The 17,331-nt window shown below is 70.4% G+C and carries 17 protein-coding genes; 13 read left to right on the top strand and 4 right to left on the bottom strand.

The window, feature by feature from the left end:
- The first annotated feature begins 109 nt into the window (after window positions 1-109).
- The gene (locus tag ACEU5R_RS18400) at window positions 110-1,006 is read left to right on the top strand and encodes a DMT family transporter (protein ID WP_103276084.1); all 897 of its coding nucleotides are present in this window, start codon (window positions 110-112) and stop codon (window positions 1,004-1,006) included.
- Between the two features lie 54 nt (window positions 1,007-1,060).
- Here ACEU5R_RS18400 and ACEU5R_RS18395 read toward each other — a convergent pair whose 3' ends face one another.
- Window positions 1,061-1,744 carry a MarC family NAAT transporter gene (locus ACEU5R_RS18395; RefSeq protein ID WP_392411161.1) on the bottom strand — a complete coding sequence of 228 codons (684 nt, stop codon included), beginning with the start codon at window positions 1,742-1,744 and terminating at the stop codon, window positions 1,061-1,063.
- Window positions 1,745-1,896: 152 nt separating this feature from the next.
- Between ACEU5R_RS18395 and ACEU5R_RS18390 the strand changes: the two genes are divergently transcribed.
- The 4 genes from ACEU5R_RS18390 to ACEU5R_RS18375 all read left to right on the top strand — a co-directional run bounded on the left by ACEU5R_RS18390 (window position 1,897) and on the right by ACEU5R_RS18375 (window position 5,662).
- Window positions 1,897-2,931 carry a MerR family transcriptional regulator gene (locus tag ACEU5R_RS18390; RefSeq protein WP_392411160.1) on the top strand — a complete coding sequence of 345 codons (1,035 nt, stop codon included), beginning with the start codon at window positions 1,897-1,899 and terminating at the stop codon, window positions 2,929-2,931.
- Window positions 2,932-3,009: 78 nt separating this feature from the next.
- Complete coding sequence (locus tag ACEU5R_RS18385) at window positions 3,010-3,816, top strand: MerR family transcriptional regulator (protein ID WP_392411158.1); 807 nt, start codon at window positions 3,010-3,012, stop codon at window positions 3,814-3,816.
- A 6-nt stretch (window positions 3,817-3,822) separates the two neighbouring features.
- Window positions 3,823-4,752, top strand: a complete 930-nt coding sequence (locus tag ACEU5R_RS18380) for a hypothetical protein (RefSeq protein ID WP_392411156.1) — start codon at window positions 3,823-3,825, stop codon at window positions 4,750-4,752.
- Between the two features lie 88 nt (window positions 4,753-4,840).
- The gene (locus ACEU5R_RS18375; RefSeq protein WP_392411155.1) at window positions 4,841-5,662 is read left to right on the top strand and encodes an alpha/beta fold hydrolase; all 822 of its coding nucleotides are present in this window, start codon (window positions 4,841-4,843) and stop codon (window positions 5,660-5,662) included.
- Window positions 5,663-5,677: 15 nt separating this feature from the next.
- On the opposite strand, the gene ACEU5R_RS18370 is transcribed toward ACEU5R_RS18375, so the two are convergent.
- Complete coding sequence (locus ACEU5R_RS18370) at window positions 5,678-6,229, bottom strand: GNAT family N-acetyltransferase (RefSeq protein WP_103276089.1); 552 nt, start codon at window positions 6,227-6,229, stop codon at window positions 5,678-5,680.
- Window positions 6,230-6,470: 241 nt separating this feature from the next.
- Here ACEU5R_RS18370 and ACEU5R_RS18365 point away from each other — a divergent pair, with 241 nt between their 5' ends.
- The gene (locus tag ACEU5R_RS18365) at window positions 6,471-7,280 is read left to right on the top strand and encodes a DUF6348 family protein (RefSeq protein WP_392411154.1); all 810 of its coding nucleotides are present in this window, start codon (window positions 6,471-6,473) and stop codon (window positions 7,278-7,280) included.
- A gap of 29 nt (window positions 7,281-7,309) precedes the next feature.
- Here ACEU5R_RS18365 and ACEU5R_RS18360 read toward each other — a convergent pair whose 3' ends face one another.
- The gene (locus ACEU5R_RS18360; protein WP_392411153.1) at window positions 7,310-8,509 is read right to left on the bottom strand and encodes a serine hydrolase domain-containing protein; all 1,200 of its coding nucleotides are present in this window, start codon (window positions 8,507-8,509) and stop codon (window positions 7,310-7,312) included.
- A 284-nt stretch (window positions 8,510-8,793) separates the two neighbouring features.
- Here ACEU5R_RS18360 and ACEU5R_RS18355 point away from each other — a divergent pair, with 284 nt between their 5' ends.
- Genes ACEU5R_RS18355 through ACEU5R_RS18325 form a run of 7 tightly spaced genes read left to right on the top strand, consistent with a single transcriptional unit; the run spans window position 8,794 to window position 16,946 of the window.
- Window positions 8,794-10,332, top strand: coding sequence for an amidohydrolase family protein (locus tag ACEU5R_RS18355; RefSeq protein ID WP_103276092.1), 1,539 nt, complete (start codon window positions 8,794-8,796; stop codon window positions 10,330-10,332).
- A 25-nt stretch (window positions 10,333-10,357) separates the two neighbouring features.
- Window positions 10,358-11,455, top strand: a complete 1,098-nt coding sequence (locus tag ACEU5R_RS18350; protein WP_392411152.1) for an ABC transporter substrate-binding protein — start codon at window positions 10,358-10,360, stop codon at window positions 11,453-11,455.
- Between the two features lie 12 nt (window positions 11,456-11,467).
- Window positions 11,468-12,298: an ABC transporter permease gene (locus tag ACEU5R_RS18345; RefSeq protein ID WP_392411151.1), complete on the top strand. Its 831-nt coding sequence runs from the start codon at window positions 11,468-11,470 to the stop codon at window positions 12,296-12,298.
- Window positions 12,295-13,119 (top strand): ABC transporter permease, encoded by an 825-nt coding sequence (locus ACEU5R_RS18340; RefSeq protein ID WP_392411150.1) that lies wholly within the window; start codon window positions 12,295-12,297, stop codon window positions 13,117-13,119. Before ACEU5R_RS18345 ends, ACEU5R_RS18340 begins: the two co-directional genes overlap by 4 nt.
- 17 nt (window positions 13,120-13,136) lie before the next feature.
- A complete protein-coding gene (locus tag ACEU5R_RS18335; protein WP_392411149.1) occupies window positions 13,137-13,997 on the top strand; it encodes an ABC transporter ATP-binding protein in 861 nt (286 codons plus the stop codon).
- A gap of 47 nt (window positions 13,998-14,044) precedes the next feature.
- A complete protein-coding gene (locus tag ACEU5R_RS18330; protein ID WP_103276097.1) occupies window positions 14,045-15,406 on the top strand; it encodes an LLM class flavin-dependent oxidoreductase in 1,362 nt (453 codons plus the stop codon).
- 49 nt (window positions 15,407-15,455) lie between these two features.
- Entirely contained in the window at window positions 15,456-16,946 is a 1,491-nt protein-coding gene (locus ACEU5R_RS18325; protein ID WP_392411147.1) for an FAD/NAD(P)-binding protein, read from the top strand.
- Here the strand turns inward: ACEU5R_RS18325 and ACEU5R_RS18320 are convergent.
- On the bottom strand, window positions 16,933-17,331 hold a 399-nt coding region (locus tag ACEU5R_RS18320; RefSeq protein ID WP_392411146.1), incomplete at its 5' end, for a helix-turn-helix domain-containing protein. The two genes, ACEU5R_RS18325 and ACEU5R_RS18320, sit on opposite strands and share 14 nt — an antisense overlap.

The raw sequence follows: 17,331 nt of genomic DNA, 5'->3' as shown, positions 1-17,331 counted from the left end.
GCCTCGGCAGGGTCCGCGTTCCCCCGAACGGCTCCCCTGCCGGCAGCGGCAGCCGTCCTGACGGCTTGCCGCCGCCTTTTTCCAGCAACGCCATTTTGCGCAGGCAATCATGCAACAGACAGCTATCTTGCGGAACAAGCCGGACGACCGGACCGCGAGCGGATGGATCAACGGTTTTCTCGGCGTGCTGATCTTCAGCGGCTCGCTGCCCTCCACGCGGGTCGCGGTCCTGGAGTTCGACGCCCTCTTCCTGACGGTGGCGCGCGCCACCATCGCCGGCCTGCTGGCCGTCGCCGTGCTGTTCCTGTTCCGGCAGAAGCGGCCGGCGAGGCAGGACATCATCCCGCTCATCATCGTCTCGCTCGGCGTGGTGGTCGGCTTTCCGTTGCTGACGGCGCTGGCCCTGCGCCACGTGACCTCGGCGCACTCGATCGTCTTCGTCGGCCTGTTGCCGCTGGCCACCGCCATCTTCGGCGTGATCCGAGGCGGCGAGCGGCCGCGCCCGGCATTCTGGCTGTTCTCGATCCTGGGCAGCCTCTTCGTGGTCGGCTTCGCGTTGACCCAGGGCGTCAGCGCCTCGGTCGAGGGCGACCTGCTGATGCTGGCGTCCATCGTCGTCTGCGGGCTGGGCTATGCCGAAGGCGGCCGGCTGTCCCGCACGCTGGGCGGCTGGCAGGTGATCTCCTGGGCGCTGGTGCTGTCCTTGCCGGTGATGGCGGCGATGAGCTGGGCGCTGGCGCCGGCGTCCTTCGCCAACATCAGCGCGCCGGCCTGGATCAGCCTGGGCTATGTGGCGCTCTTCAGCATGTTCATCGGCTTCGTGTTCTGGTACCGGGGCCTGGCCCAGGGCGGCATCGCCGCCGTCGGCCAGCTGCAGCTGCTGCAGCCCTTCTTCGGGCTGGCGCTGGCGGCGGGCCTGCTGCACGAGCACGTCAGCGTGGCCATGCTGGGCGTCACGGTGGGCGTGATCCTGTGCGTGGCCGGCGCCAAGAAGTTCGCCAGGTAAGACCGCGCGCGGACGCGCCGGCCCGGCAGCCGGATGCGCTCCGCCCGCCCCGGTTCAGGGCAGCCCGTGCGCGATCTCCAGCACGCCGTTGATCACGAACTGCACGCCCATGCAGACCAGCAGGAAACCCATCACGCGCGAGATCGCTTCCACGCCCTCGTGGCCGATCAGCGCCACGATCTTGTCGGCCGAGGTCAGGCAGATCCAGAAGATCAGGCCCAGCAGCGCGAACACCACGATCGGCACCACCGCCAGCACCCAGGCCGGCACATGCGCCAGTTCATCGGAATTCATCGACGAGGCCGCGCTGATGATCATGGCGATGGTGCCCGGCCCCGCCGTGCCCGGCATGGCCAGCGGCACGAAGGCGATGTTGGGGGCGGCGCCGCGCCGGGCCGCCGCGTCCGTCTGCTCGACCTCGGGCGCGTCCTCGGGCTGCGCCTTGGGGAACAGCATGCTGAAGCCCAGCACCATGACGATCAAGCCGCCCGCGATGCGCAGCCCGGGTATCGAGATGCCGAAGGTGCTCATGATCCAGGCCCCGGCGTAGTAGGTCACCAGCATGATGCCCACCACATAGCACGCCGCCTGGCGGATCTGCCGCGCGCGCTCCTTGTACGGAATATGCTGCCCCAGCGACAGCAGCATGGTCATGGAAGTCAGGGGATTGGCCAGGGGCAGCAGGATCACCAGGCCCAGGCCGGTGAGCTTGCCGAGCAGGAACAGGTCATTGAACATGGCGGGATCCGAAAAGCGGGAAGCGGAAAAGCCGCGCGGCCATGCGCGGCGCCAGTCCCTATTGTGGCCCAAACCCGACATTGCTTTTCCGCTTGACCCTCACGTAACGTAACGCTCCAGAGTTCGGTCTGCGCCACTCACGGAGGGAAACGATGCAGCTGAAAGTAGGTGAACTGGCCAAGCGCAGCGGACTGACGGTCCGCGCGCTGCACCACTATCACGCGATCGGTCTGCTCAGTCCCTCGGCGCGCGCCGAGAACGGCTACCGGCTGTACGGCCGCGACGACATCGCCCGGCTCCACCAGATCCAGGCGCTGCGCCGCTTCGGACTGTCGCTGGCCGAGATCGGCGCCTTCCTGGACCAGCCCGGCGTCCCGCTGGCCGGCATCGTGGCGCGGCAGATCGCCGCCCTTGACCGGCAGATCGAGCAGGCCGCGCAACTGCGCGCGAGACTGGCGCAATTGCACGGCCAGCTGCTAGGCGGCGCGGAACCGGAGCTGGCCGATTGGCTCAACACTCTGGAACTGATGACCATGTACGACAAGTACTTCTCGCAAGACGAACTCGACCGCCTGCCCATGTACCGCAGCAGCCAGAGCGGCTCGCCGGACGCCGACTGGCTGGCGCTGATCGCCGAGGTGCGCGCGCAGATGGACGCCGGCGTCGCGCCCGAGGCGCGACGGCCGCGCGAGCTGGCGACGCGCTGGATGACGCTGCTGGTCCGCGACACCGGCGGCGATCCGCGCCTGCTGGTCAAGCTGAACCTCATGCATGAACGCGAACCGTCGATGCAGGAACATGTCGGCATCTCGCCGGCCATGCGCGACTACGTGCTGCGCGCCTTCTCGGAAAGCAAGCTGCTGATCTATGAGAAGTACCTGACGCCCGAAGAGATCCGCCATCTGCGCGCGCACTACGACGACCGCGCCGCCGAGTGGCCGCAACTCATGGCCGACGCGCGCGACGCCATCGACGCTGGCCACGCGCCGGGCTCTCCCGCCGGCCTGGCCCTGGCCCACCGCTGGATGACGCTGTTCAGCAGCTACGCCGGCAAGGACCCCGCCACCCACGCCAAGTTCCGGCAGGCCACGATGAGCGAGCCCGAACTCACCGCCGGCACCTGGGCAAGCGATGAGCTGCTCGGTTTCATGCGCCAGTCGATGGCCACGCTCGCGCAGGCGCGCTGAATGCCGTCCCGCCGCCCGGGCGGCGGGACGCTCAGTCCGCTTGACCTCGCCCCAGGGGCAAGCCCCACACTCTCGCCCATGACCAACACCCATCTGCTCGCGGGCCGTTTCGGCGCCCTGACCCAGCTGTCGCCGAAGGCATTGCGGCTCTACGCGGATCAGGGTCTGCTGGTGCCCGATCGCATCGACCCGGCCACGGGCTATCGCTATTACGCGATCAGCCAGGCCGCCACGGCCCGGCTGATCGCCCGGCTACGCCGGTTGGGCCTGCCGATGGCCCGCATCGCGCGCCTGCTCGCGCTGGACGAGATGACGCGCGCGGCCGAGCTGCGCGCCTGGCTGGAGGCGCAGGCGGACCGGCTGGCCGAACAGAGTGAGCTGGTGGACGCCATCGTCCGCCGGTCCGCCGACAGCGATGCCGGACTGGCTGGCGCCGTGCGCGTGCGCGACGTGCCCGCTGCCAAGCTGGCGTACCTGCAAACCCATGTCGATATCGACGGCCTGGAACCCTTCGCCGAACACGCCGACGCGACGCTGCGCGACGCCCTGGCCCAAGCCGGCCTGGCCGCCGAAGGCCCGCTGATGCTGCATTTCCACGAAGCCGTGGGCCATGATGGCGCCGGCCGGATCGAAGCCGCCATCGCCTATGCCGGCCACCTGGAACCCTCGGGCGAATTGAGCCTGCGGCTGCGACCCGCCGGACGCGAAGCCTATCTGCCCGCGCCGGCCGCGCTGCAAACCTATCCACAGGTGCTGCGCCTATACGACGCGATCGAGCGCTGGCTGGAAGGCCAGGCCGGTTCCTGCTGCGCCGGCAGTCCCTACGAAATCCACCCGGGCACCGGCGGCGCCCGCTTCGATGTCGCCTACCCCATCGCACCCTGAGGCTCCATGCGGCACCTGCCCTACATCGGCTCCGGCCCTTACTGCTATGCCAACAGCTTCGCCATGATGTTCGGCGAACACGCCCCGTCCACCGCCGTCATCGAATTCGCCACGGGCAGTCCGTTCGGCATGCAGATGCTCGGGGGCGCGCTGCCGCTGTTCGATCCCCATGGCTGGAATCCGGACGCTGGCTTCGACGGCGCGCTGGCGGCGCTGGGTTGGCGTTCGGACCGCAGTTGCGGCGGCAGCGCGGGCGAGGCGCTGGAACGACTGCACGACGCGCTGGCGCATGGTCCTGCCTGGATCGGTCCGGTCGAGATGGGATACTTCAGGCATCAGCCTGGCATGACGGGGCCGATCCAGGCCGATCACTATGTCGTCGCGCTGGCGATCGAGGACGGCTGCGTGCTGATGCACGACCCGCAAGGTTTCCCCTATGCCACGTTGCCGCTGGCCGACTTCATGGCCGCCTGGGCGGCGGATACCGTGGACTACGGCGCGCCCTACACCTTGCGCACGGGCTTCACGCGCGTCTCGGCGGTCTCGGAGACCGAGGCCATCCGCGCCGCGCTGCCGGCCGCCGCGCGCTGGCTCGCCATGGATCCGCAACGTCCCGTTCCCGCCGGCACGCTGGGCAACGCCGACGCCGCCGAAGCGCTGGCGGACAGGCTGCTCGACGGCTGCGACGACGCGCTCCGGATGCATCTGATCCATTTCGCGGTCCGCGTCGGCGCGCGTCGCGCCAGCGACGCGGCGGCCTGCCTGGCCCGCGCCGGCTGCCCGCAGGCCGCCGCCGTGGCCGCCGAGCAGGCGCGATACATCGGCGCCCTGCAACATCCGCTGGTGACGCGGCGCGACGCCAGCGCGGCCCAGTGCCTGCGCCGGCTGGCGCCGACCTACTCGCGACTGCTCGCGGCCCTGCGCGCGGAGTCCTGAGACAATCCGCCGGGGACGGGCGCGGGACTGACACGATACGGCCCGGCGCTGTAGCATGGGCGCCTGCTTCAACTCCCAAGGATCAGGCATGGATTCCCTTCAATGGATCACATCCGGGCGCGCCCGGCTGGCGGCCAGCGTCTCGGGCCAGGGCGCCCCCATCGTTTTCCTGCACGCCGGCGTGTGCGACCGCCGCATGTGGCATGCCGTCGCGCCCCGCTACGCCGCGCGCGGCCGGACCATCGCCTACGACCGGCGCGGCTATGGACTGACCCGCGCCGATCCCGAAGACCATGCCCAGGTCGCGGACCTGCTGGCGGTGCTGGAAGCGCTGACGGACGGCGAACCGGCGATCCTGGTGGGCGCATCGGCGGGCGGCCGCGTCGCGCTGGACATGGCGCTGCTGCATCCGGCGCGCGTGCGCGCCCTGGTGCTGGTCGCGCCGAACATCGCGGGCGCGCCCGCGCCCGTCTATGACCCGCCGGTGCAAGCGCAGATGGACGAGCTGCGCCAGGCAGAGGCCGCCGGCGATATGGAACGCGTCAACCGCTGCAAGGCGCGCCAGCTGCTGGACGGCGTGCTCGCCGCCGAGGGCCGCGTGACGGGCGAAACACGGACCTTGTTCCTGGACATGAACGGCATCGCGCTGCGCGCGTCCCCTGGCGGACAGGCGCTGGAGCCCGCCCCCGCCTATCCGCGCCTGGCGGACGTCGCCGCGCCGACGCTGGTGGCCTGGGGCGACCTGGATTTTCCGCATGTGCAGGAACGCTCGCGCCATGCGGCGCGGACGATCCCCGGCGCCGAAGCGCGCGAATTCGTCGGCGCCGGCCATCTACCCAGCCTGGAAGACCCGGCCGGCTTTGCCGCGCTGCTCGACGACTTCATCCTGCGCCGCGCCGCCGTGGGCTGACGTCGGGCAAACGCGCTACGCCTGCCCGTCCCCACCGGCCAGCCCTTCTGCGCCAGCTGGCGCAGCGTCGTCGGCCAGCAGGGCCCAACGCTCGTGGTCGCGCCACTGCCCGTCAATCCGCAGATAGCGCGGCGAAAACCCTTCCTTGCGGAATCCGGCGCGCCGCAGCAGCGCGAGGGATGCCGTATTGGCGGGCTGCACGTTCGCTTCCAGGCGATGCAGCCCGAGTTCGCCGAACGCCAGCTCGACGGTGGCGCGCAGGGCCTCGCCCATCATGCCGCTGCCACGGAATTCGGACATGCCGTAATAGCCGAGATAGGCGCTGAGAAAAGCGCCGGCGACGATCTCGTTGATGTTGACCACGCCAACCAGGCGGCCCGACGCGCGTTCGCGCGCGAGCAGGCCCACGTTCGGTCCGGTGAGTGTGCGCGCGAACCAGGCGTCGAAACCCGCCTGGTCCGTCAATGACGCGACCCAGGGCCGATGGTAGTGCTGGTTGGCCTGATTCGCGGCGATCAGGTCGGCGGCGTCGCCGCTACGGACGCGACGCAGTTCTATCCTGCTCATGGCATGCTCCGGGCGAGCCCGGTGCCCGCGCCAATGGGCTGGCATTATGCCTCAAGGCCAGGCTCCGTCTGAACGCTGCAAACAAGGCGAATGCGCGGGCGCCGGGCGTCAAGGCTTTACCGTGCGTAACCGCGGCTGGACCTGTCACGGCAAGACCGCTATAACTGACGCAGCCCCGCCCGCGCCGCGACGCGCGGACGCGGATTCCGTCTCCTTTACCCCATCCAGAACCCTCCACGACATGGCCTCTTCCGCCACCCCCACTCCCCGCGTCAGCCCGGGCAATCCGGGCGACATCTCCACCTTCGCGATCAACTTCGAAAAAGGCGAGGAAAGCTGGGACGAGCAGATCGACCTGACCGAGCTGCTGCTCGCCGCCCTGCAGGAACGCGACATCCCCGCCACGCGCGACGAGGCCTGGCTGCGCACCGGCGACGGCTTCTGGCTGCTGCCGCAACTGGTGAGCGCGCAGCTGTCCGAGGACGGCAACATGCGGACGTCCACCACCATCCAGGCCTGGCACCCCGAGCTGGCGCCGGAAGGCGTGTTCGAATACCAGCACTCGATCAGCAACGAAGACGCCGTCAGCGCGTTCCGCCGGGGCTTCTCGCAATGGGCCGCGACGGACGCGGTGGCGCTGCGCGACAGCGCCAGCGACGAACCCGACTGTCCCTGCATGATCATGGAATTCCCGGCCGATGACGGCGGCGCCAGCCTGCGCCGCCGCGTGGTGCTCGGCCCGGTCGCGCACTATGCCGAATCGCCCGCGCCGGCGCAGGACGAAGAGCATCCATTCTGCCCCTGCTGCCTGTTCACGAATTCGCTCGACGCCTTCCACGGCATCCTGCGCGACGGCGGCTATGCCGCGATCCGCCTGTATGCCGCGCGCGACGCCAACGGCGAGATCAGCGCGGACTGCCGCGTCAACGGCGAGGATTATCCGGCCGGGCAGCAGGCCCTGGCCGAATACGTCGGCACCTGGCCGCAGCGCGGCTTCGAGTTCCGCAAGCAGTTGGTGATCGCCCATCTGTACGATGGCGAGCCCGACTGAGCGTCGCCGAGCCGCGACGCCCGGCGCGCCTAGCGCCGGGCGATCGCCCTGAACACGTCGTAGGTGCCGCGCTCGTCCTGCTCGGCGCCATGATCGCTGAGCTTGACGATGACCACACGCCGGCCGGGATGCACGTAGGTGTACTGGCCGTAGATGCCCATGGCGGAATAATCCTCGCCGTCATCGGGGCCGCGATGCCACCACTGCGCGGAATAGCCCCAGCCGTCCAGCGGCGTCGTCACCGGCGCCGCGATGCGCGCCACCCAGGCGCCCGGCACCACCTGCCGCCCCGCCACGTATCCCTGGTCCGCCAGCATCTGGCCGACGCGCGCGAAATCGCGCGCGGTGGCGTTGACGCAGCAGAACGCCTTTTCCGTGCCGCCGGCCCGGTCCAGGTTCCAGGAGGCCGGCCGCTCGGCGCCGATGGGCTGCCAGATGTCGCGGGCCAGCAGGTCCGCCAGATTGCTGCCCGTGGCCCGCGTCAGCGCCATCCCGAGCAGCTGCGTGTCGACGCTGCGATAGGCCGTTGCGCTGCCCGGCGTGAATTCCATCTCGCGGTTGCGCGCGATGAAGCCCGGCAGGTCGCGCGTCAGGTACATGCGCGCCGCGCCGGTGAAGGGCCAGTAGGGCCGATAGTTCTCGGCCACGAACACGCCGGAGCGCATGTCCAGCAGGTCGCGCACCGTGACCTTGTCGTAGTCGCCGCCCGTCTTCAGCTCCGGCAGCAGATCCACCAGCCGGTCGCTTTCACGCAGCTTGCCTCGGGCGATGGCCTGCCCGACCAGCAGCGAGACCAGCGACTTGGACATGGACCATGACGACATCGGCGTGCGCGCATCGACCCCGGGCCGGTACCACTCATAGGCCAGCTTGCCATCGCGCAGGATCACGAAGGCATTGGTGTGCGTCAGTTCCAGGAAACGGTCGAAGGCGATCTGGCCGCCCTTCCAGGGCACCGTCGCGGGCGGCGGCTCGGGCTGCGCGGGCAAGGCCCAGGGCACGGCCGGCGCAGCCACCTCGCGCACCGGGAACAGCTCGCCCCGGCGCGACGGTTCCGCCACTTCCAGCTGGTACAGCCTGTAGGGCGGCGGGATGTCCATGACCGTCGTGGCGGCATAGGCGACGGCGGCCAGGGCCGCGACGCCGACCAGCAGCCGCCAGGCCAGGCGGCGCTGGCGCGAGGCCGGCGCGGGCGCGCCGCCAGCCGGAAAGCGATTGCGGGAATTCATCGGGTAGCGGACATCCGGAACAGGCCACGGCAGCCAGGACGCGATCTTCGCACATCCACGCGCAACCGGGCAGGCCGGTTATGAGGTCATGCCGCATTTAGTCATGCGGCATGACCTCATGCGTCATTTGGTCATGACGCAGTAAGAAACAACCAATCCGTCGTTTGCGCCTTCCGGGGCCTCACTTAATGTGGTCAACCCAGGGTGGTGAACCCACGGTGATGAACCGCCCCGCCGGCGGGCCGAACCCGCCACCGCCGCCCGCCCGAACCACGGAGCCCCCCATGAACGACCGCCTGCACCCCGCCAAAGCGTCCCGATCCGCCGCCGTGAAAGCGCGGCTGGACCATCCCGTCATCGACACCGACGTGCACGTCAACGACTACGCGCCGGTGCTGGAAGACTATATCCAGCACTACGGCGGCTCCAAGCTGGTGGACGCGCTGCGCAAGGCGCTGGGCTCGCGCTACCCCACACGGCGCGACGGCAAGGACTGGTACCAGCAGACGCCAGCAGAGCGCCATGACAACCGCACGCTGCGCTCGCCGTGGTGGGCGCGGGTCACGCGCAACACGCTGGACCTGGCCACCTACACCCTGCCCGAGCTGCTGTACGAGCGCCTGGCCGAACAGGGCGCCGACTATTCCATCCTGTTCCCGAACGACGTGCTGGCGCCGCTGGGCGCGGGCGACGAGGCGCGCCAGCCGCTGCACCGCGCCATCAACCACTTCCACGCCGACCAGTACCGCAAGTACGCCGACCGCCTCACCCCCGTGGCCGGCATCCCCCTGAACACGCCGCAGGAAGGCATCGAGGAACTGGAGTTCGCGGTCAAGACGCTGGGCCTGAAGGTGATCAACATCGCCGGCGGCGTGAAGCGGCCCATCAAGGCCATCGCCCGCAAGTATCCGGCCGATCAGTACCCGGAGATCGCCCGCCACGCCAGCTATGTCGACTTCTACGGCATCGACAGCGAATACGACTACGACCCGTTCTGGGCCAAGGTGGTCGAGCTGGGCGTGCCCGTCACCACGCACTACGGCAGCCAGGGCTGGACCGGCCGGCAATCCACCAGCAACTACATGTTCAATCACATCGGCCACTTCGCCGACGGCTCGCAGGCCTTCGCCAAGGCGCTGTTCTTCGGCGGCGTGACGCGCCGCTTCCCGAACCTGCGCGTGGCCTTGCTGGAAGGCGGCGCCGACTGGGGCTCGCACGTCTACACGCATCTGGTCGACCGCTGGGAAAAGCGCAACCGCAAGGCGGTGCAGAACTACAACCCGGCCCACGCCGACCTCGCGCTGCTGCAGGATCTGTTCTCGCGCTATGGCGCGGATTTCATCCGTGGCCGCGAACTGGACCCGGCGCAGCTGCTGCGCGACAGCCTGGGCATCTCCGCCCTGCCGCACAGCCGCGAGCCGCACGAGGACGAGCTGGACGATTTCGCCGCCGCCGGCATCGAGTCGGCCGAGGACATCCGCAAGCGCTGGGTGGACAGCTTCTACTTCGGCTCCGAGGCCGACGACCGCACCGTGGCGGCCGCCTTCAACGACCGCGTCCATCCGCTGGGCGCGAAGATCAACGCGATCTGGTCCTCCGACATCGGCCACTGGGACGTGCCCGACCTGACCGAGCCGCTGGCCGAAAGCTGGGACCTGGTCGAACAGGGCGTCATCAGCGAGCAGGACTTCAAGGCCCTGGTGTTCGGCAATCCCTACCGCCTCTACACCGAGGCCAATCCCGATTTCTTCCGGGGCACGGAGATCGAGCGCAAGCTCGCCGCCCGCCCCGCCGCCACCGACACCAAGACCCGCGCCGCCTGACGCCACGCCCTGTATGAGTCCCGCCATGAAGCCCTTGCAGTTCCTTCGCAGATCCCTGGCCGCGCTGGCCCTCCTGGCGGCCGCCGCCGCGCCGGCCGGCCCGGCGCGGGCGGCCGACATCATCCGCATCGGCGTGGCCACCGCCGGCGGCGGCGACCCCATCACCTGGGGCGGCTCGCCCGGCGGCGTGGTGCGCGCCAACAACTGGCTGGAACAGGCCTTCGCGGCCGACGGGGTCAAGGTCGAATGGCTGTTCTTCAAGGGCGCGGGGCCGGCGGTCAACGAGGCGCTGTCCAACAAGCAGATCGACTTCGCCTACCAGGGCGACCTGCCGCAGGTGGTGGGCCGCGCCAACGGCCTGAAGACCAAGCTGCTGGTGGCCAGCGGCGTGCGCAACAACCTCTATCTGGTGGCGCCGGCCGCCTCGCCGCTGTCGTCCATCAAGGACATCCGCGACCACAAGGTATCCATCTTCCGGGGCACCAACGGCCATCTGGTCGCCATCAACGTGCTGGCCGCCCACGGCCTGGCCGAGCGCGACATCAAGGGCGTCAACCTGGACGCGGGCAGCGCCCAGGCCGCGCTGGTGTCCAACGGCGTGGACGCGGCCTTTGGCGGCTATGAATGGTTCAAGGTGCGCGACCAGGGCCTGGCCAAGGTCATCTACAGCACCCAGGGCCAGGATCCCGCGTATACGCGCCAGGCCTCGCTGCTGGTGCGCGAGGAGTTCGAGCGCGACAACCCGGCGCAGGTGCAGAAGGTGGTCGATGTCTTCGTGCGCGCCTCGCGCTGGGCCTCGGACGAGGCCAATCGCGACGCGCTGTTCAAGCTCTGGGAAAAGAGCGGCGTGCCCTACGCGTCCTGGGCCGCCGAGTTCGACAAGCAGGACCTGGCCGCGCGCAACTCGCCGCTGATCGACGACTTCATCATCGCCCGCTACAAGGCGGTGGTGGCCGACGCGCTCAAGCTCAAGCTGATCCGCCGCGAAGTATCGGTGGACGGCTGGTTCGACGACCGCTACCTGAAGCAGGCGCTCAGGACGCAGGGCCTGGAACACTACTGGACCCGCTACGACGCCGCCGGCAAGGCCGTCGCGGGCGAGCGCCAGGCCTCGGCGCGCTGATCGGAGACGCACATGGCCGTCCTGTCCTCTTCCGGCGCCTGGCGCGCCGCGCCGCTGCCGCCCTGGGCGCGCCAGGCCGCCTGGACCGCCGCGCCCTGGCTGCTGCCCGTGCTGCTGCTGGCGCTATGGCACGCGGGCGCCAGCCAGGGCTGGATCTCGCCGCAGGTGCTGCCGCCGCCGGCCTATGTCTGGGAAACGCTGCGCGACCTGGCCGTCAATGGCGACCTGTGGCTCAACACCGCCGCCAGCCTGCGGCGCGTGCTGGCCGGCTTCGCCGCCGGCAGCCTGCTGGGCCTGCTGCTGGGCGTGGCCATGGGCCTGTCGCGCCGGCTCGAAGCCTATCTGCTGCCCACGTTCAACGCGCTGGTGCAGATCCCGGTGCTGGCCTGGCTGCCCTTCGTGCTGCTGCTGGTGGGCATCGGCGAAGCGCTCAAGATCATCCTCATCGCCAAGGCGGCGCTGGTGCCCGTGACCCTCAACACGCTGCAGGGCTTTCGCCAGGCCAGCCCGGCGCTGCGCGAGGTGGGTCGCGTCTATGGCTACACGCGTCGTCAGGAAGTGCTGGAGATCGTGCTGCCGCTGGCCACGCCCACGCTGTTCACCGGCCTGCGGCTGGGCTTCACCAAGGCCTGGCTGTCGCTGGTGGTGGTGGAGCTGGTGGCCTCCAGCGAAGGCCTGGGCTACCTGATCGTGTACGGCCGCCAGCTGTTCCAGCTGGATCTGGTCATGGCCGCCGTGATCGTGGTGGGCGCGATCGGCTACGCCATCGACCGCGCGCTGGACTGGACCGAGACGAAGCTGATCCGCGGCCCGGCCGCCCAGGCGGCGGGAGCGCCGCGATGAGCGCCGCCCCCGCCCTGTCGCGCGACGCCGCCGAAGCGGCCGCCGCGCAGCCGCTGCCCGTCTCGGCCGCCGGTCGCTGGCGCGGGCTGGTCCTGCCCGTGGCCGCCGTGCTGCTGTGGTGGCTGCTGTCCCATGCCGGCCTGGTGAATTCGGCGCTGCTGGTGCCGCCCGAGAAAGTGCTGGCCACCGCCGTCGAGCAGATCTCCGGCGGCAAACTGTGGCGCGCGCTCGGCGCCAGCCTGGCGCGGGAATTCACCGGCTTCGCCATCGGCACCCTCGCCGGCCTGCTGCTGGGCGCGGCGCTGGGCGTGTCGCGCATCTTCAACCGCCTGGCCGGGCCCAGCTTCAACACCTTCAAGCAGATCTCGCTGTTCGCCTGGATCCCGCTGATCTCGGTCTGGTTCGGCCTGGGCGACACCGCCAAGGTGGCGTTCCTGTCGCTGGCCGCGCTGGTGCCGGTGGTGGTCAACACCTGCGACGGCATCAGCCAGACGCCGCCCGCGCTGCTCGAAGTGGCGCGGGTCTATGGCTACACGCGCTGGCAGACCTTCCGCCAGGTGGTGCTGCCGGCCGCCGCGCCGGCCATCTTCACCGGCATCTACCTGGCGCTGATCTATTCCTGGCTCGCCACCATTGGCGCCGAATACCTGCTGGTGGCGGGCGTAGGCATCGGCAACCTGCTGATCGAGGGCAGCGAGCACTTCCAGATGGACCTGGTGATCTTCGGCATGTTCGTGGTGGGCACGATCGGCTGGCTCACCAACGCCTCGGCCCGCCTGGCCGAGCGCCGGCTCGCGCGGCTGCGCGGCCGGACACTATGAACGCGGGAGCAACACGCATGGCACAACCCCACACCCTGGACCTGGAACTCAAGGCCGTCGGCAAGCGCTACGCCAGCGCGCAGGCCGAAGGCGGCGCGCTGCAGGTGCTGTCCGGCATCGACCTGCGCATACCGGCCGGCCAGTTCGTGGCCGTGGTCGGCGCCAGCGGCTGCGGCAAGTCCACGCTGCTGCGGCTGATCCTGGGCCTGGACGACGCCCATGACGGCAGCATCACGCTGGGCGGCGCGCCGGTGCTGGGCACCAGCCCGGACCGCGGCATCGTGTTCCAGGACCATCGCCTGTTCCCTTGGCTGAACGTGGCGCAGAACATCGCCGTCGGCCTGCGCAACGCGCCGCGCAGCGCCTCGGAAAAGCGCGAGCTGGTGGCCGAGCACATCGCCCTGGTCGGTCTGGAAGGCTTCGAGCAGTCCTATCCGCACCAGATCTCCGGCGGCATGGCGCAGCGCGTGGCGATCGCGCGCGGCCTGGTCAACCGCCCGCGCGTTCTGCTGCTGGACGAGCCCTTCGGCGCGCTGGACGCGCTGACGCGCGCCCGGCTGCAAACCGAGCTGCAACGCATCTGGCAGAAGGAACGCATCACCATGATCCTGGTGACGCACGATGTCGAGGAAGCGGTCTACCTGGGCGACCGCGTGGTCATCATGCAGCCGCGTCCGGGCCGCATCCGCCGCATCGTCGACGTGCCGCTGCCGCATGCGCGCAACCGCAGCGACCCGCGCTTCATCCGCCTGCGCGACGACGTGCTGTCCGATTTCCTGGAGCCGGACGGCGCCCCCGCCGACGACAGCGCGCCGCTGGGCAGCGCCGCCGGCGCGCTGGCGTCGCCGTCGCTGGCCTCGCTGCGCATGGCCTGGTAGGCCGCCCCAACGATTCCCCCCTCTCATCCGACTAGGAACTCCACGCCATGACCCGCCCTCCGCGCCAGATCAAGCTCGGCGCCTTCCTGATGCAGACCGGCCACCACATCGCCGCCTGGCGCCACCCCGGCGCGCAGGCCGACGCGGCCGTGAACTTCCGCCACTACGTGGATCTGGCCCGGCGCGCCGAGGCCGCCAAGTTCGACGCCATCTTCCTGGCCGACGCGGTCGGCGTGCGCAACACCGACCTGCCTTCCCTGTCGCGCACCGCGCGCAGCGACCACTTCGAGCCGCTCACGCTGCTGTCGGCGCTGGCCGCCGTCACCGAGAAGATCGGCCTGATCGCCACCGTCTCCACCACCTACAACGAGCCCTATCACGTGGCGCGCAAGTTCGCCTCGCTGGACCAGATCAGCGGCGGCCGCTCGGGCTGGAACCTGGTCACCTCCAGCGGTCAGGGCGAGGCCCAGAACTTCAACCTGGACGAACACGTGGAGCACGCGCAGCGCTATGCGCGCGCGGCTGAATTCCATGACGTGGTGCTGGGGCTGTGGGACAGCTGGGAGGACGATGCCTTCCTGCGCGACGCCGACAGCGGCCAGTACTTCGACCCCGCCAAGCTGCATCCGCTGCATCATCGCGGCGAGCACTTCAAGGTGCGCGGCCCGCTCAACGTGGCGCGCTCGCCGCAAGGCCGCCCGGTGGTGGTGCAGGCCGGCGCCTCGCCCGCCGGCCGCGACCTGGCCGCGCGCAGCGCCGAAGTCATCTTCGTGGCCCATCAGACCTTCGACGAGGCCCAGTCCTTCTATCGCGACATCAAGCGCCGCGCCGCCGGCTACGGCCGCGACCCCGACTCCATCAAGGTCATGCCCGGCATCTTCCCCGTGGTCGGCCACAGCCAGGCGGAGGCCGACGAGAAGTTCGCCCGCCTGCAGGACCTGATCCACCCCGTGGTCGGAGTGCAGTTGCTGTCGAACATGATCGGCGTCGACCTGTCGGGCCATCCGGTGGACGGACCGCTGCCCGAGCTGCCCGAGACCAACGGCGGCCGCAGCCGCCAGCTGCTGCTGGCCGATCTGGCCCGCCGCGACGGCCTGACCATCCGCCAGCTGTATCTGAAGATCGCCGGCGCGCGCGGCCATCAGCAAGTGGTGGGCACGCCCGCGCGCATCGCCGACCAGTTGCAGCAATGGTTCGAGGAAGAAGGTGCGGACGGCTTCAACATCATGTCGCCCTGGCTGCCCGGCGGCCTGGACGATTTCATCGAACTGGTGCTGCCGGAACTGCGCCGGCGCGGCCTGTTCCGGCGCGAGTACGCCGGCAGCACATTGCGCGAGCACCTGGGCCTGGCCCGGCCGGCGCACGTGCCGGCCAGCGCCCGCGCGCAGCGTCCCGCCATCGCCGCCTGAGGCCGCCCCCATGCCGGCCCCCGTCACTCAACCAGAACGCATCCGTCCCATGCCCAGCGATTCCACTCCCCATATCGCCATCATCGGCGGCGGCTTCGCCGGCGCCGTCACCGCGCTCAAGCTGGCCCGCGCCGCGCCCCGGCCCCTGGCCATCACCATCGTCGAAAGCCGCCCCGAGCTGGGGCGCGGCATCGCCTACAGCACACGTAACCCGGCGCACCTGATGAACGGGCCGGCAAAGAACTTCACGCTCTATCCGGACCAGCCCGAACACCTGGCCTACTGGCTGCGCAACCAGGCCGAGCGCGACGGCTGGCGCCCGCCCGCCGGCGTGGCCTACGCCGACAGCTTCGCGCCGCGTCATCTGTATGGCGACTACGTGCAGGCGGAACTGGAGAACGCGCTGGCGCAGGCGCCGCATCCGATCGCGTTCAAGCACCTGGCCGGACGCGCGCGGGATCTGGACGGCGACGGCGCGGCGCGCTGGGCCGTGCGGCTGGAGGATAGACGCCAGCTGCGCGCCGACTACGTGGTGCTGGCCACGGGCCTGTTTCCGCGCACGCTTCATGAAACGGGCCTGGAGCTGGACCCCGAACTGGTCCGGCGCGGCGCGGTGATCGACGACCTGTGGTCCGAGCCGCCGCCCAAGGCGCTGGCGCGGGACCGCGACGTGCTCGTCATCGGCAGCAACCTGTCGGCGCTGGACGCCATGATCCATGCCGACAGCCATGGCTTTCGCGGCGAGTTCCACAGCGTCTCGCGGCGCGGGCTGCTGGTGGCGCCCCGGCGCGATGTGCAGCCCTGGCCCTCCTTCCTGGATCCGCAGGCCCTGCCCGCGACCCTGCGCGACCTGCTGCGCGCCGTGCAGGCCGCGCGCCGCGACATCGCCAGCGCCGGCGAGGACTGGCAGCGGCTGGCCGGCGCGGTGCGGCCACACCTGCCCGCGTTATGGACGGCGGCCAGCGCCGACGAACGACTGCGCTTCATCCGCCATCTGCGCCCGTACTGGGAACTGGGACTGCACCGCGCCGCCCCCGAGTCCAACGCCTGGCTGCAGGATGCGCGCCGCGCCGGCCGCTTCCGCCATCACGCAGGCCGCGTGCTGCGCCTGTCGTCCGCCGCCGGTGGCCGCGTCGCGGTCAGCTGGCGCGCGCGCGGCGAATCGCGTCCGCAGACCCTGCTGGTGGACCGCGTATTCAACACGCGCGGTTTCGAGTTCGACTGGACCCGCATCGACGACGCGCTGCTGCGCAATCTGCTGGGCAAGGGCCTGGCCGTGCCGCACGAAACCGGTTTCGGCATCGCCGCCGACCCCGCCACCGGCGAGGTCGCGCAACGCCATGGCCAGCGTCCGGGACTGTATGCCGTGGGTCATCCCTTGCGCGGCGTGTCCTGGGAATCCAACGCCATCGGCGAGCAGATCGCCGGCGCCACCGCGACCGTGACGGCCTTGGCGGAACAGTTGCGGAGCGCGGCGGAAACCGGCTTCTTCCCGTCGGCCGGAACGGGCCTGGGCCGTCAGGCCGTCAGGGCCGCCTGACGTGCTCGCCCAGCAGGCGGTAGAACCAGAACGCTTCGTCCTGCGCGATGCGCGCCTCCAGGCGCGCGGGCGACAGCCCCGTCACGCGGCGCACTTCGCGGCCCAGGTGCGACTGGTCGGCGAAGCCCGCGCCGCCGGCCAGCCCGGCCCAGTCGATTCCGCCGTCCCGGCGATGCGCGGACATCCGCGTCATCGCATCCTCGACCCGCGAATACCGTTGCAGATCGCGATGACTCTGGCCGGTCCAGGCCTTGATGCGCCGCTGGACCTGCCGCAGGCCCTGGCCAGCGCCTGACAGCACCGCCCTGCCCGCCAGTCCGCGCAGCCAGTCACCGAGGAAGGGCGCGGGGGGGGGGGGGGGGGGGGGGGGGGGGGGCGGGGGGGG

This window comes from Achromobacter sp. 413638, from assembly GCF_043119405.1.
GTDB lineage: Bacteria > Pseudomonadota > Gammaproteobacteria > Burkholderiales > Burkholderiaceae_B > Achromobacter.
This window is presented reverse-complemented; position numbering and strand designations above follow the sequence as displayed.

Excerpts from the sequence above, each read along its gene's own strand:
- ACEU5R_RS18400 (WP_103276084.1), top strand. The coding sequence starts at position 110 with ATGCAACAGACAGCTATCTTGCGGAACAAGCCGGACGACCGGACCGCG.
- ACEU5R_RS18395 (WP_392411161.1), bottom strand. The coding sequence starts at position 1,744 with ATGTTCAATGACCTGTTCCTGCTCGGCAAGCTCACCGGCCTGGGCCTG.
- ACEU5R_RS18390 (WP_392411160.1), top strand. The coding sequence starts at position 1,897 with ATGCAGCTGAAAGTAGGTGAACTGGCCAAGCGCAGCGGACTGACGGTC.
- ACEU5R_RS18385 (WP_392411158.1), top strand. The coding sequence starts at position 3,010 with ATGACCAACACCCATCTGCTCGCGGGCCGTTTCGGCGCCCTGACCCAG.
- ACEU5R_RS18380 (WP_392411156.1), top strand. The coding sequence starts at position 3,823 with ATGCGGCACCTGCCCTACATCGGCTCCGGCCCTTACTGCTATGCCAAC.
- ACEU5R_RS18375 (WP_392411155.1), top strand. The coding sequence starts at position 4,841 with ATGGATTCCCTTCAATGGATCACATCCGGGCGCGCCCGGCTGGCGGCC.
- ACEU5R_RS18370 (WP_103276089.1), bottom strand. The coding sequence starts at position 6,229 with ATGAGCAGGATAGAACTGCGTCGCGTCCGTAGCGGCGACGCCGCCGAC.
- ACEU5R_RS18365 (WP_392411154.1), top strand. The coding sequence starts at position 6,471 with ATGGCCTCTTCCGCCACCCCCACTCCCCGCGTCAGCCCGGGCAATCCG.
- ACEU5R_RS18360 (WP_392411153.1), bottom strand. The coding sequence starts at position 8,509 with ATGAATTCCCGCAATCGCTTTCCGGCTGGCGGCGCGCCCGCGCCGGCC.
- ACEU5R_RS18355 (WP_103276092.1), top strand. The coding sequence starts at position 8,794 with ATGAACGACCGCCTGCACCCCGCCAAAGCGTCCCGATCCGCCGCCGTG.
- ACEU5R_RS18350 (WP_392411152.1), top strand. The coding sequence starts at position 10,358 with ATGAAGCCCTTGCAGTTCCTTCGCAGATCCCTGGCCGCGCTGGCCCTC.
- ACEU5R_RS18345 (WP_392411151.1), top strand. The coding sequence starts at position 11,468 with ATGGCCGTCCTGTCCTCTTCCGGCGCCTGGCGCGCCGCGCCGCTGCCG.
- ACEU5R_RS18340 (WP_392411150.1), top strand. The coding sequence starts at position 12,295 with ATGAGCGCCGCCCCCGCCCTGTCGCGCGACGCCGCCGAAGCGGCCGCC.
- ACEU5R_RS18335 (WP_392411149.1), top strand. The coding sequence starts at position 13,137 with ATGGCACAACCCCACACCCTGGACCTGGAACTCAAGGCCGTCGGCAAG.
- ACEU5R_RS18330 (WP_103276097.1), top strand. The coding sequence starts at position 14,045 with ATGACCCGCCCTCCGCGCCAGATCAAGCTCGGCGCCTTCCTGATGCAG.
- ACEU5R_RS18325 (WP_392411147.1), top strand. The coding sequence starts at position 15,456 with ATGCCCAGCGATTCCACTCCCCATATCGCCATCATCGGCGGCGGCTTC.